This is a genomic window from Cupriavidus sp. HE11 (assembly GCF_056097175.1).
Genome location: NZ_CP184466.1, coordinates 151431 through 165633, shown reverse-complemented (window position 1 = coordinate 165633; position 14203 = coordinate 151431). Strand labels below are relative to the sequence as shown.

The 14203-nt window shown below is 59.6% G+C and carries 11 protein-coding genes and 1 pseudogene; 6 read left to right on the top strand and 6 right to left on the bottom strand.

Translation table 11 applies throughout. The features are described from left to right. Positions 1-5 precede the first annotated feature (5 nt). Positions 6-989, top strand: coding sequence for a Bug family tripartite tricarboxylate transporter substrate binding protein (locus ACOABP_RS28655; protein ID WP_474231150.1), 984 nt, complete (start codon positions 6-8; stop codon positions 987-989). Between the two features lie 348 nt (positions 990-1337). Here the strand turns inward: ACOABP_RS28655 and ACOABP_RS28650 are convergent, their stop codons facing one another. Then, on the bottom strand, positions 1338-2318 hold the full coding sequence (locus tag ACOABP_RS28650; protein ID WP_474231149.1) for a glutathione S-transferase family protein: 981 nt from the start codon (positions 2316-2318) through the stop codon (positions 1338-1340). A 1217-nt stretch (positions 2319-3535) separates the two neighbouring features. On the opposite strand from ACOABP_RS28650, the gene ACOABP_RS28645 reads away from it, so the two are divergent. Next, a complete protein-coding gene (locus ACOABP_RS28645; RefSeq protein ID WP_474231147.1) occupies positions 3536-5578 on the top strand; it encodes a hypothetical protein in 2043 nt (680 codons plus the stop codon). Positions 5579-5891: 313 nt separating this feature from the next. Here ACOABP_RS28645 and ACOABP_RS28640 read toward each other — a convergent pair. Further along, positions 5892-6086, bottom strand: a pseudogene (locus tag ACOABP_RS28640) (NAD(P)(+) transhydrogenase (Re/Si-specific) subunit beta); the annotation flags it as partial. A gap of 11 nt (positions 6087-6097) precedes the next feature. Here ACOABP_RS28640 and ACOABP_RS28635 point away from each other — a divergent pair. Both ACOABP_RS28635 and ACOABP_RS28630 read left to right on the top strand, forming a co-directional pair. After that, the gene (locus ACOABP_RS28635) at positions 6098-6340 is read left to right on the top strand and encodes a DNA adenine methylase (protein WP_474231145.1); all 243 of its coding nucleotides are present in this window, start codon (positions 6098-6100) and stop codon (positions 6338-6340) included. A 13-nt stretch (positions 6341-6353) separates the two neighbouring features. Beyond that, positions 6354-7037: a DNA adenine methylase gene (locus ACOABP_RS28630; RefSeq protein WP_474231144.1), complete on the top strand. Its 684-nt coding sequence runs from the start codon at positions 6354-6356 to the stop codon at positions 7035-7037. A gap of 1238 nt (positions 7038-8275) precedes the next feature. Here the strand turns inward: ACOABP_RS28630 and ACOABP_RS28625 are convergent. Together ACOABP_RS28625 and ACOABP_RS28620 are read right to left on the bottom strand one after the other, a co-directional pair. Further along, positions 8276-9778, bottom strand: coding sequence for a tripartite tricarboxylate transporter permease (locus ACOABP_RS28625; protein WP_474231143.1), 1503 nt, complete (start codon positions 9776-9778; stop codon positions 8276-8278). 155 nt (positions 9779-9933) lie between these two features. Further along, positions 9934-10170 (bottom strand): hypothetical protein, encoded by a 237-nt coding sequence (locus tag ACOABP_RS28620; RefSeq protein ID WP_474231141.1) that lies wholly within the window; start codon positions 10168-10170, stop codon positions 9934-9936. A 1454-nt stretch (positions 10171-11624) separates the two neighbouring features. On the opposite strand from ACOABP_RS28620, the gene ACOABP_RS28615 reads away from it, so the two are divergent. Further along, positions 11625-11855, top strand: a complete 231-nt coding sequence (locus tag ACOABP_RS28615) for a transglutaminase-like domain-containing protein (protein WP_474231140.1) — start codon at positions 11625-11627, stop codon at positions 11853-11855. A 194-nt stretch (positions 11856-12049) separates the two neighbouring features. Here ACOABP_RS28615 and ACOABP_RS28610 read toward each other — a convergent pair whose 3' ends face one another. Further along, positions 12050-12322 (bottom strand): hypothetical protein, encoded by a 273-nt coding sequence (locus ACOABP_RS28610; protein WP_474231138.1) that lies wholly within the window; start codon positions 12320-12322, stop codon positions 12050-12052. 12 nt (positions 12323-12334) lie between these two features. Then, positions 12335-12853 carry a hypothetical protein gene (locus tag ACOABP_RS28605; RefSeq protein WP_474231136.1) on the bottom strand — a complete coding sequence of 173 codons (519 nt, stop codon included), beginning with the start codon at positions 12851-12853 and terminating at the stop codon, positions 12335-12337. A 448-nt stretch (positions 12854-13301) separates the two neighbouring features. Here ACOABP_RS28605 and ACOABP_RS28600 point away from each other — a divergent pair, with 448 nt between their 5' ends. Continuing rightward, on the top strand, positions 13302-14162 hold the full coding sequence (locus ACOABP_RS28600; protein WP_474231134.1) for a transglutaminase-like domain-containing protein: 861 nt from the start codon (positions 13302-13304) through the stop codon (positions 14160-14162). Positions 14163-14203: the final 41 nt, after the last annotated feature.

Genomic DNA, 14203 nt, shown 5'->3' with positions numbered 1-14203 from the left:
ACAATATGCAGCGTCGTACCCTACTACGGGCGCTCAGCGCCATTGCTTTCGGCACGTTCGCCGCTTTCGGCGCCGGTGCCTTCGCGCAGGACTATCCAACACGCCCGATTCGGCTGATCGTGCCCTTCGCCCCTGGCGGTGTCTCTGACACCAGCGCCCGCGTGATCGCAGACAAACTCAGTCAGCGACTTGGGCAACAGGTCGTCGTCGACAACAAGCCCGGCGCGTCGGGCAATATCGGCACCGCGATGGTGGCCCAGTCGGCGCCCGACGGCTACACGTTGCTGCTCGGGTTCGATGGCACGATGGTCATCAACCCGCATGTGTTCCCGAAGGTACCCTTCGATCCCATAAAGGACTTCTTGCCCATCGGAAAAATTGGCGATGCGGCCCTGATCCTGATCACCCATCCGTCAGTCCCGGCGAAGAACCTGAAGGAGCTCGTTGCGTATTCGCAAACCCGGCCGGACGGCCTGTCGTATGGCAGCGCCGGCACCGGGAGCACCCCGCACCTGGCCGGCGAACTACTCAAGGCCCGCACGGGCCTGAAGATGGTGCACGTCCCCTACAAGGGCGGTGGCCAGGCCATGGGCGATCTGGTGGGTGGCACGCTCCCCGTGCTCTACACAGCCGTGGCGGGCGCCCAGCAATACGTGAAGTCCGGCAAGGCCAATGCGATTGCCGTCTCCGGTGCGAGCCGCGTGCCGGCACTGCCGGACGTCCCCACCTTGGAAGAGTCTGGGGTGTCGGGTCTGGTGAGCGACTCCTGGGTGGGCTTGCTGGCCCCCGCCAAGACCCCGAAGGAGATCGTCGACCGGCTATCGCGGGAGTTGAATGCGGTCGTCAACCAGCCTGACACCCGCGAGCGCCTCGCCACCCTTGGGATCGTGCCAGTCGGCAATTCGCCGGAGGCGTTCGGCAAACAAATTCAAGCTGATCTGAAGCGGTACGGCGAGATCGTCAAGACCGCCAATATCAAGGTGGAATAGCGGAATCGCGGGACGGGACGGCATCCGGCCACCGGGCAGTGCGCCGGATGCCCACGTCGAATCTTGACGGGCGAGGATCCGGCGCCATCCAGCAAGGTTCAGCACCATCCAGGCATGAGCCATGGAGACCAAGTCATGCTCGATAAGCGATGACCTCGATCTCTATCTTCGTATCCGCCATGTTCCGCCCCTGCAAGGTTCTCTCTGGGGACGAGTTGCGATGGACCACGCCCGCTGCTTCCGGCGGAGGTTCGGGAGAAGCCGTACTGAATCGGGCAGGATAACGGCGGCACGATGGCGTGCCTGCGATCGTCCGCGGTACCAAGCGTGCGGGCAAACGGAGGGGGCTCAGCCTAGCCGGTCGCGCCCATGCGGTGCAGCCAGGTCAAGCACCGGCCCCACCGGCACGATACCCGCCGGATTCAACGTTAGGTGACTTTCATAGTAGTGACCCTTGATGTGCTGAAAGTCCACCGTACCGGCCATGCCAGCGCGCTGGTAGATGTCCCGCAGATAGCCAGACAATCCCGGGTAGTCGACAATCCGGCGCCGATTGCATTTGAAATGCCCCACATAAACAGCGTCGAAGCGAATCAGGGTCGTAAAGAGCCGGATATCGGCTTCGGTGAAACGATTACCCACCAACCAGCGTTGCCCTGACAGGATGGACTCCAGCCAGTCGAGCGTCTCGAACAGCGGTCGCACACCCTCTTCATAGGCATGCTGAGTCGTGGCAAACCCGGCCTTGTACACGCCGTTATTGACGGTCTTGTACACCCGCGTGTTGACGGCATCGATCTGCGCACGCAATGCCGGCGGGTAGTAGTCCCCTGGCTCCGCGCCCAGCGCATCAAAGGCGCTGTTCATCATGCGGATGATCTCCGATGATTCGTTGCTGACGATGGTGGCCCGCTGCTTGTCCCATAGAACCGGTACCGTGACGCGTCCTGTGTACTGCGGATTTGCCAGCGTGTAGATTTGGTGCAGGACGCGCGCGCCGTTGACGACGTCAGGGATGACGCCCGGGCCATTGGCGAAGGTCCAGCCTTCTTCGCGCATCAACCAGTGCACGATCGAGATGCTGACGATGTCCTTCAAGCCCTTGAGTTCGCGCATGATCAACGTGCGATGCGCCCAGGGGCAAGCCAGGCTGACATAGAGGTGGTAACGTCCGGCCTGCGCCTCGAAGCCGCCGCTCCCTGACGGGCCAGGCACGCCATCAGGCGTCACCCAGCTCCGGAAAGCCGCGTCACCGCGCACGAAACGCCCGCCGGTCGCGCTCGTGTCATACCACCTGTCCTGCCACTGGCCATTGACCAAGAGTCCCATCGACGGCTCCTTGCTCCCACAGATGGAGAGAACACCTCCCCTGATACGGCCCGCGGCGTGCGTCGGGATTGTCCTGGCGCCCAACTTATGCGCGTAGCGCTCTCGGTTCGCCCCGCCCCAAGACTAACATGCCTTATTAATTACTCACGTTATCTAATCCGCCTTTGCACCGCCCTCAAGCTGCATCTTGAGTCGCTGCACCGCAGTTGTCGACTCCACATCAGTCCGTTGGCGTAGCTGCGGTACCGCACTGATACATCCACGAATAGGTGCCTCCTGCTGCACAGCGCCCGGCCTTCGATGCCTAGTGGCTGACCAGGTTGCGGGCGACTGCGACAGTGGGGTCTACGGCCACCTCGCCATGGCTGGCCGGGCTCCGAATCCGGCCATTTGCGGACAGACGATAAATTCTGGAAAATTGCTGCCAGATGATACAGGCGGGAGGGAAAATGACGGGACCACGGGGCTATCTTCACGAAATCTGGCTCTGCCCGGATGGCCAAGGAAGCCATCTTCCAGCGTGTATTCACCATGGACCCGACGGCGATGCAGCTCGCTCCCTGAACGAGCCAGGGAGTGAATGGGTCTGGACGTTCTGGGCATCATCACATGCGAAGGCGATGAGTATTTACTTTGAATTCATCGGCTATGGCAAATACACCCCTCAGCACGATGATGACCTACTCCCATATTCGCAAGCCATGTACGAACGCCAAGTCGCGCACTTAAAGTCCAAGTAGCCCGCACCCGCTATAGGGGGGGCCGGCCTCCAGCAGCCGCTTGCGAACGTCCGCTTCGGGTTGTAGATTCAACGGGCCGAAGCAACACTAGACACTCATGGGGCCGCTTCTTGCTGACACCGGGTATCAAGCCTCGGGGTGCCCCCCGCGCCCCGATTGCCCAAATCAGAGCCGCATCCTGACCCGGACTTGTCCCCACAATAGGGGACGCGCGGATCTTCCCCGCTTGCTAGACTCGCTCGCCAGCATCCAAGACCGGGGCACGGCGGGTCCCACCGCGATGGGCGAGCCGATCGTTCACTAGATTCAGGGTCGGCTACTTATGCCCCCACTATGGTGGGGCTCGTCGGATCTGCGCGACATTTACCATTTTTGGCACATCTACACATGTAACATATTCGTTACACGTCGTATGATCTGCGACGGTTCATTGTCGTGAACGTCGCGCCTTGCGCGTCCGACCCTCTACATAGATCCATGACCCAATACAAGATCAAGGCCGCCCGTCACCTGACGGCGCTCGCCATTTGTTCCGCCCTGCTGCTCTCCGCGTGTGGCGGCAACGGAGACCCCATCACCGCTTCGCCGCAGACAAGCGGCGCGCCTGCCGGCGCCAAGCTCGTACTCGACAAAGACTCGATCGCACCGACTGGCGGCGACACCGTCGTCGTATATGCCAAGATCCTCGGCGCAGACGGTAACGAACTGAAGGGCTACGACGTGTCCTGGGAGTCGAGCAATTCGGACGTGGCGAAGGTCCTCTCCGCATCGAATCTCGCACCATCGGCCTCGGTTGTTGGGGCGCCGGCGCCTGTCGGCTACTACGCGACCGTAGTGATCAGCGATGCAGGAGGCTCGGCCACGCTGACTGCATCCCTGTCTCGGGCCGATGGGTCCATCTTTAAGCAGACGCTCGTTATCTCGGCCATCCCGAAACCGACAACGCCGACCCCGCCGAAGACCTACACGCTCTCGATCTCGCCGAGCGGTTTCACGCTTGCCGCCGGCGCTGCCGCCCAGAACGCTACGGCCGTCGTTGCCCGCTCCGACGGCGCGAACGGTGTCTCCGATCTGACGAACTGGACCTGGAAGGTAGACGACACGACGAACTTCAAGGCTGTTGTTGCATCTGATGGCCTTTCTTCGACGATCGAGTCGGCACCTGGCGCTACGCCGGTCGCCGCAACAGGCAAGCTGACGGCCTGCGCGGATACGCCCGCCGGCGACCATCTCTGCGCGAATGCCTCGCTTTCTCGCCTGCAACTGCCGCTGCCGACGGTAACCTTTGACAAGGCTTCGCTCGACGTCAAGCCGGGGCGGACTGCCTACGTGCAGGCAACTCTGACGGATCAGCCCGGCCAGACCGCTTCGCTGGCATCGTATGCGACTTACACATGGTCATTCGATGACAGTAACCTGGCCACCACGGTGATCGGCGCCAACCCGGGCAGCGGTGGCATCTCCGCAAGCGCAAGCGCATTGAATGTATGGACAGGGTCGCTGAGGCTCACGGTGACCTACCCTGACGGCCGCTACGTTAGCACGTCGCTTCCCGTCTCCTCGTCGGGCCCTTGGAGCCAGATCAGCGTGGGCGCAGGCAGGTCCGCACGCGCGATTGTCGTCGATGGCGACAAGAGCTTTCTCCTCACGACTGACTCCTCAGGTGCATACGTCGAACGACAGCTTACCCCCCGTGGCGCGCTCGAGCGCATGTTCTATTCCGGCATAGGTCCCGATGCTTTCAACCTCATTTTGACGGAGGAGAAGTCCAGGCTTGTACTCGAATTCAATAACGGATTCCTGGGACACATCCCCGTCGACGGATCCCAAGGCCTGTTGAGTTTCTCTGATATGGCTTGCAATAACGGGGACGCTCGTCGCTCGTATGCGAAAACGAGCGACAACAACCTCGCCGGCGTCTCGTGGTGCCCGGGTGACCCGATTGCCAATAACTACCAGACTAGCATGGGACCTGGCATTTTTCGGAGGACTTTGCCGAACCTCTCCGACTCCATCATTGGGGCGAGGGTCTTCCCAGATGGAACGTACGCACTTGCGACAGCCGAAGGCAGCGTCACCGGACAGGTGTTGCAAGCCGTAGGCATGGAGACTTTCGACGGTGCAAACGCGCCCGGCCGTTTCGCGGGGGCAGTCATGCCTTCCGCAAGCAATCCGACCGCAATCACCGCAAGGTTCCTTGCCTCCCGACCGGAGCCTACCCTCTTTGCCTGGCAAGGCTCAACACTATTCACGCCGAGTTTCCCGCAGTTTAACCCCATGCCTGCCAAGGAAATCCAGGCTGACGACACAATCGTTTTTTCGTTGCATAGCCTCGCGGGAGACACCTTCTCCTTCTCGGCGGGACCGATGGTCACCTACGACGCTGGCAAGCCGCCTTCCGCTACCGCCACGTCCGCCACGCGATTCTCCTCGTCGCATTCGATGGTGAATGGCGTCCCCAAGGCCAAAATTGGCGCCGTTTACAACGACGGCTCCGTTTGGGTGTTCGACCAGCCCTGATACGCTAGCAGCACGAACAAAAGCCGACGTACCTTGCCGGGTACGTCGGCTTTTTTATTCGATAGCGAGAGTAAATTGTAGGGACCCGCTGCCCCACTCCATCCGCGACGCAGAAGGGTGGATGTCCCGGAACGGCCAGTTTGCGACAGTCGCCGCAAGATTATCTCTGGCCGATCAGGCTCCGGTACCAGCCATTCAATCCTGTCGCAGGCTTCCCGGCTGTCGGCGGCGTCTTGATGGCGCCGTCGACCAGCCGCGGGCACAGCGCAAACGACAGGTTCGCGCTGTTCAGCATATCGTTGCAGTCTGTGAATCACTCCGTAGCCTTGAACATGTCCTCCACCACCTTCTTGGCATCGCCAAATACCATCATGGTCTCGTCCATGTAGAACAGCGTGTTGTCCAGGCCTGCGTAGCCGGAAGCCATCGAGCGCTTGTTCACGATGATGGTCTTGGCCTTGTACGCCTCCAGGGTCGGCATGCCGGCCTCTCCAATATCCCGCTTCGGCTGGGCCGATTTTGCAATGGCCTGGCCGGAAGACGCAGCTCTTACCTACCTTCAGGAAGCTGCTGCCCGCAGGAAATCGCCTCATCGAGCCATTCTTAGGAGGCGCGAGCGTGTTCCTGAGAACGGATTTCCCGAGCTACCTGCTACTCGACGCACACGTGGACCTCATCGGCATATATAAACAGATGGTCCAGCGTCCCGAGCGCATCATTGAACTGGCGCGCCCCCTGTTTTCTCAGTATGCGGCGAACTAGGACATCTACTCTCATGTCCGAGGCATTCAACCGAGCTGCCCCTGTGGACGTCCGTGCGGCCTACTTCCTCTACGTGAACAAATTTTGCTTCAACGGGCTGTCGCGATATTCGGTAAAGGGCAACTTCAACGTGCCTTGGGGTCGCTCCGCCCAGGCGCCCGCGCTGCCAGAAAAAAACATTCGAGCGTTCAGTGAGCGCGCGCGAAGCAAGGCGGTCATCGTGCACGGCGAATTTACGGATGCGTTCAAGCTAGCGGTACCAGACGATGTCATCTACTGTGACCAGCCATATGTTGACCTGGCCGACGCGCCGTCCTTCACGAAGTACGCAGTAGAAGGCTTCCTCCAAGAACGCCAAGAGAAGCTGGCAGATTTGGCGCACGCCGGAACTTGGGACCTGTCACTGGCGTTTGTGATGGTCGGTGCAGTCGCTGTAATGAGGAATAAGGCTACTGGGTACTGGACCAGCGTGCGTGACGCGGCGACATGGCCTGGGGCATATTTACGTGCCGGCTTTGGAGGCCAGCGAGTGGGAAAGCTGTCCTGTCCTATTTGTTTTCCGGCGCCAGATATCGCTTGGAACCTTCGAGTACTGGAGCCGCTATCCCGCCGCGCGGTATACTGGTCGCAGGGCTTCTTTCACCATCGGGCTTCCTTTCAGACCCGCTATTTCTTTTGTCAGAATCTGCTTGTGTAACATCTGCTTTCGTGACATCTGCTGGTGTGGAATTCTGCTGGCTGCTCGACCGAAGTAGTGGCGTGTTTTTGACAGACTGCGCAGGGCACGCTGGGCAAAGACTGTCACCGGGACAACTAGCGCAAGACTCAGCAATGTTTGAATCATAATGGGTGGCCTCATGCGGTGAGCCCGTGCCCTGATTTTTTGCGCCTGCTAGCCGGAAGCCCGAAGAACGAAGAGCCCCTAAACAGGGGGCTCTTCAATTACCTCGGCATACCTCTCCAGTCCGGTTGGTGCCCCTTTCGCACGCCTTCTTCTACGTACCGAGCGCGCTTCATAACTTAAGCGCCATCGGTAAATACATCCCTCCGGTCCGTAACTCTCGCGCCGTCGGTGAATACATCCCGTTTATCCGTTGTTTTGCTTCCATCGACATATGGGTCTCGCGGCCCCATCGCGCTAGCACCATCCGTATAAACATCGCGCGTCCCGTTAGCGGCATAACTGACTCCCGCACCGAGTGCCGCACCCGTTATAGCGAGCAGTAAGAGTTCCTTCAGCATTATTCCACCTCCTTTTCAGGTGGTTACAAAAATTTATCTGTAAAAATTCCCTTAAATATAGTTTGTGCACTGCAACTTAGCTAGCCATATAAACAGATAGTTTTTTCATATAGGAATATTAATTACTGCATAACCGAACAGCAGTATTATTAATACTCGGGGCGGCTAAGATTTGCTGTGTGAACGAATGTAGACAACCCAAACGGATCCCCAGCGCGGACATTCCCTTAATTTCTTTTGACCGCAGCACAAGCCGGACTAGGACGTCGCCATCCCGAGTTGCTCGACGTCGTCTTCGAAAAGCCCTGTGGTCCCAAGGAAAATTATTGGGGCAATACTCCGTCTGCTCGCGAGCAGCGAAGAAAGCCCTGACGTTGCCATCTTCAACGTATTGCCACGTGTCGGCGCCGCCTTTGGATCAAGGGGACCGGACGGGGGCTTTACACCTTCGATGCTGGCTCCAGCAACGCCATGGCCGTGACCGTCAGCCCATGCTTGACCAGCACCGTGTTTTCCGCCGTCGCCGGGAATCCGCGCCCAGCACGATGTCGGGCCATCGTTCGCGGTCTCGCGTTCGGCCGCCATGGGCGTTGGTACTTGCGCAACGCCTCAAGGTTGCCGGAATCGGCCCGTTCGCGCAGCGCCGCCTACTGTGCCCTATAGCGATGCGGTGCGAGCCCAAAAAAAGCTCTGCTACTCCTCCTGAAAGGCCACCTCTCTCTTGGCTTTGATTGATGGCATGGCCACAATCATTACTAGTATCGCAGCCGCGACCAGCAGGCCCAGCGACAGCGGACGCGTCACGAACACGGTGAAGTCACCACGCGACAGCAGCAGCGAGCGGCGGAAGTTTTCTTCCATCATCGGCCCCAGCACAAAGCCCAGCAGCAGCGGTGCTGGTTCGCACTTCAGCTTGATGAATAGGTAGCCAATTAGACCGAATGCCGCGGTCTGGAACACGTCAAACGTGGTGTTCTGGACCGAGTACACGCCGATGCAGCAAAACACCAGAATGGCCGGATAGAGGTATCGGTAGGGCACCTTCAGCAGCTTCACCCAAATACCGATCAGCGGCAGGTTCAGCACAATGAGCATCAAGTTGCCTATCCACATCGAGGCAATCAGGCCCCAGAACAGCGCCGGGTTGCTGGTCATCACCTGCGGGCCGGGCTGGATGTTGTGGATGGTCATCGCACCGACCATCAGCGCCATCACGGCGTTTGGCGGAATACCCAGCGTCAGCAACGGGATGAACGACGTCTGTGCCGCGGCGTTGTTAGCCGATTCCGGGCCAGCCACACCTTCGATGGCGCCCTTTCCGAACTCATGTGCGTACTTCGAGGTCTTCTTCTCCAGAGAGTAAGCTGCAAACGACGCCAACGCCGCGCCACCGCCTGGCAGGATACCCAGTGCCGAACCCAGCAACGTTCCGCGCAGCACGGCAGGGATCATACGCTTGAAGTCCGCCTTGGTTGGAAACAGGTTCGTCACGTGGTCGGTGAAGGTCTCGCGGGCTTCCTTCTGTTCCAGGTTCGCGATGATTTCCGCGAAGCCGAACACACCCATGGCCACCGAAACGAAGTTCAGGCCGTCGGTAAGCTCGGGCACGTCGAACGAGAAGCGCGCCGCACCGGAGTTCACGTCGGTACCTACCAGACCCAGCAACAGGCCCAGCACGATCATCGAAATGGCCTTCACGAGTGAGCCCGACGCCAGCACCACGGCACCGATCAGGCCCAGGATCATCAGCGAGAAGTATTCGGCGGGACCGAACTTGAACGCCAGTTCCGACAGCGGGGCGGCAAACGCGGCAAGGATCAGCGTGGCCACGCAGCCGGCGAAGAACGAACCGATACCGGCCGTGGCAAGCGCCACGCCAGCCCGGCCGCGCCGTGCCATCTGGTAGCCGTCGATGGTGGTCACCACCGACGACGATTCGCCCGGCAGGTTCACCAGAATGGCAGTAGTGGAGCCACCGTACTGGGCACCGTAGTAGATACCGGCCAGCATGATCAGTGCGGCCACCGGGGAAAGTGTGTAGGTTACGGGCAGCAGCATCGCGATGGTGGCCAGCGGGCCGAGGCCCGGCAGCACGCCGATCAGCGTACCAAGCACGCAGCCTAGGAACGCGTAGGCGATGTTCTGGAACGACAGGGCGGTGGAGAAGCCCAGTCCGAGATTGGATAGCAATTCCATGAGAGCCATCTCCTTAGATTGCCAAGAAAGCGTGGACGCACCGCGGCATCTACAAGTCCATACCGTAGGCAAAAGCACCCATGGCAATTGGCAGCGGGGGAGCCTACGAGCCGCGGTAGGTATTCCTCGACGAGAGTGCTAGAGGCGAAAGCTGTTCATTCATCCGGCCCAACAATAACGTCCACGGCGGCGCGCCCTGCCAGCTCCGCCACGAGGTAAGCCCAACGTTTGGAATACGGCCCGCCAAAGACCTTGATTCGCTTACCCATCGCGGCGACGCTGGCCGGACTCATGGGCCCTTCAACCTGGAACCAGACGTCGAACATGTCCTTGGAGGTCATTCTGAGATCGACATGGATATCGAACCCGCGGTACTCAGTCACGCGATCCATAGCCATACTCTGCCTTGCAGAAGGAAGCCCATATCAAAGGGAAGTCGTTTCCACCCATATCGCATCGTTAAGGGTCGCTAGGACATCTATCGCGTCAGATACTTGCGAGAGGCCTGCTTGCGGGGCTACTGGGGGATCGTGCGAACGGCGGTCGCTGCGAGGCAGCGTGCATGAATTTTCCAGGAATCCCCTTGAGTGACTTAAGGAGTCACCAGCCCTAAGACGTCATCGAGGGGGAAGGCCCGGAAACGAGTGATAGACGGAGCAGAAGCACTTCGCTTCTGAAACGCTGCACTTCGAAGTATAGGGGGGTGATGCACCCCATCCTAACCCGCTTACAATTGCTCAGGCAGGCGGTACACCACGCACCTGTGGTGTCCGGTAGCACGGACAGCTCGCCCGCTTCTGGCGCTACACTAGATTTCAATGATAGAACCGTTCTCGCGGTCGAACCCGTCTCATATTCGGCAAGGTCGAGTCGAAGCGGCCCTTTATCGAAAGCCAGCCAGTATCCGGCCCGGCTGCCGGGATCGACCTGCCGCTCGCAACGACAATCACCATCTCAACCTGGCAGTCGGCATTAGCGCGCTTCGCCTTTCATCCCCTCAACTTCCATGGTGGCATTCCAATCCTCGTATGCCGCAATCGGTTCCATGGCGTCGTCAACGAACGATGCCGCACGTTCCGCGGCAGCCGCAGGTTCCGAGCACTTGCTCGGCTTACGACTTCCTCTTGGCAAGACCGTCGCTCCGAACCCGCGACTGAACCGTGCTGAATGGGGTTGCCGGTACGGAAGGTTTCTTGGGTTGCTTTGGCTTTTTCGCTTCACGGTTGCCGCGTAGTTGGCTTTTTGCCATAGAAACTCCTGTTGCATTGCTTGCCGGTTGGCAGCCTCAGCATACGCGCTTAATCTTCGTCACGGGGAATTACGTGCGCACGTGGAAGTCCGTTCCTTGGACGCTCTGCTGTGCGCACACCCGATCTCACTGACACGCGCTTGGACAGATGTGTGCCTTCCGCCGTAGGACAGCGAGAAACGTGACACGGAAGGTGCTGGTTGACACAGTGGCATCGGAAAATTGGGGGCGGGCCCCTCTTGCAACCACGGGAAATTAGGCTACGTATCGCTCGCGGCAGCACTGGGCGCTCGGGAGCGAGGCGGAGTAGCTCAGTCGAAATGCCAGCGACAGGGACGCTCACGCCTGGAAATACGAAGTCATGGATAGGTCGAAGTGAACGTCCCGCTTTTGTCCCATGCGACGCCCCGCCCGCCCTTGATCTCTCCGACAACCACGTCTTAAACCACGATATTGCGATAGGGCGTTGCACGACTTGGCATGCCGTAGAGCCGCTTCTCATCGGGGGAAAAAGCCAAACCATTTGGTGAGAACTTCAGCTTACCTGCCTGAACAATTGGGCTGCTTCACATCCCGCACAATGGTGCGTCACCTGCATTGCAGGGGGTTCTCGGCGGAGAAATCCATATACGCTTTCTCTCGCGATCTACCAATGAGCGCACCTCGGCAATCGATACGCTCGTTCAGCGCACCGGCGTAAGTCGGGACTTTTCCCACCTGATGATCGCGTTCTGCCGCGCCCTGAGTATTCCCGCCCGTATGTCAACCAGCGTGGACCTTGGCGCGGATCTCGCACTGGGAGCGCCAGACTTTCATGCGTTGGTTTGAGGTGTACTTGTCGGGCGGCTAGTACCTGCTCGACCCTCAGGATTGTCCATTCCGACTGGCCTGCCGCGCATTGGCACGGGCCAGGATGCTGCCGACATTCCATTTGCCGCCAAACTTGGCAAGGTCGTCCCGCCGCATCCCTGTCCGTTCCGTAGGCTCTGCCTCTGCCCCGCATCGCGATAACGATAGCCATACTAGTCATCCTCGATCATCAGGTCGACGGCATCGCGACCCGCAATCTCTCCCACGAGATGTGCCCACCGTCGCGAAAATGGGGAACCCATGACCTTCATTCGCTCGCCAAAAGGCACCACCCCGCGAGATCCATCCGCCCACTCGACCTGAAACCAGGTATCGAACATGTCCTTGGAGGTACTCACGAGATCAACATGAATCGCATAACCTCGGTACTCCGTCAGCCGATGCATCTCCTTGCGCTCCTCATCTTTCCCAACGGATCGAGCCATTCACAGAGACCCTCACAACCATCTGAAATTCGGAAAGACGTCACTGTGCTCATCCACGCTGACGCCACCCAGATCATGGACCGTCCGCCTGAGCAAGTCCCGGGACTTCGCATCGCAATTGGCGATCATCAAGATCTGTCCGGGCACCACTGGAAGGTTGCGGGCAGTCAGGCTGAGGCGCCGGACCCGTACACCAAGCAACCCGCCAATCCACCAGCCAATCATGCCGCCAAGCATGATGCCGCCGACCAGGGCAACCGCGCTTGCAGCCGGACCATGGAATGTCCCGTGGGTGAGCAGGACGGTCACGACTGCCAGGGCGCCGATGACAAATCCACCGATGGCGGCCTGCTCGCGATACGTGGTCTGGCCAATCTCCGCCCGGGGCAAGCCCTCGACCGGTTGATCGTCGCGTTGAGCGAACCACGGTCCGTCATGAAGGGCTGATCCGTCGAACAGGTTAGCGAGTCTAGACAGCGCCAACCTCGCAGTGGCCACATCATTCAATATGAAGTAAAGAAAAGTACGCATTGGGCTACCTCACTCGTACAGGCGACCGCTACCAATTGCCCGCAGAAGGATGTTCAGGATGGTGCCGCAGGTGCTGTACCGCCGATACCGAACGATACTGCGTGATACCGCGGCAAACAGGCATGCCTGACCCGCTGTCACGAGAATTCCCTCGCCAGATGGGCGATCTCATGACGCAAAGCTCAGGTACGTTGACGGAGGGATGGGTCGAAGTGACTGGCAACCAGGCGCAAACGCACATGCAGGGATGTCGTTGCATCTACCAGTCTAGAAGCTGGCACTTACCAATACCAGAATCCTTACAACACGGAGACGGCAATCCAGCCAGCGTATATCCCGGACATCACGGCGCTGCCCACCTGCGTCAGTCAGTCGCGCTACACTGACAGCCGCACCAGCTCACCCAGACTGGCGCATTTCTATCTTCGATGTGGACGGAGGGATCAAGATGAACCGTCTAAGATACGTGCTGCGGCTTTCCTATGACATCGAGGACGCCACCGCGGACTTTATCCTGAATATCGAGGCCGCCAGGACATCGCGACAGCATGTTGTCGACGAGCAATTGACGCTGCCACCGTCGGTCGCCGTCAGCCGATATACGGACGCGACGCTGTGCAACCGGCTGCTAAGAATACGCGCGCCAAAGGGCAGCCTTTCGCTGAGCTATGAGGCCGTCGTGGACATCGACCATCGGCAGGACGACGTGGCGTTCCTGTCGGAGATACCGGTCGCGGAGATTCCCTTCGATGTGCTGCCGTATCTCGCCCCGAGCCGTTATTGTGAATCTGACCGGCTCATGGAATTTGCGATGCGGGAGTTCGGCGGCATGGAGCCTGGCTATTTCCGCGTGTTTGCGATCCGCGAGTGGGTGCGTAACCACGTGCGCTTTCTTTCCCGCTCGACGAATGAACGCACGTCAGCGACAGACACGGTCGTGGAGCGAACGGGGGTATGCCGTGACTTTGCGCATCTGATGATTGCGATCTGCCGTGCGCTGAGCGTTCCGGCCCGCATGTCCAGCAGCCTGGATTACGGTGCCGATCCCGCGCTAGGGCAGCCAGATTTTCATGCGGTGGTCGAGGTATACCTGTCGGGTCATTGGTATCTGTTCGACCCCTCGGGAGTATCCATCCCGACCGGGCTGTTGCGCATCGGCACAGGGCGGGATGCCGCGGATATCCCCTTTGCCGCGATCTTCGGCAAGGTCGAGCCCAAACGGCCCTTCATTGAAATTCAGGCCTTGACGGACGATACCGCCGGCATTGGCATGCCGCTGGCCACCATCAAGGCGATTTCAACGTGGTGAAGCGAATGGATGCCCGTCGCGTCATGGCGACACGCGAAAAG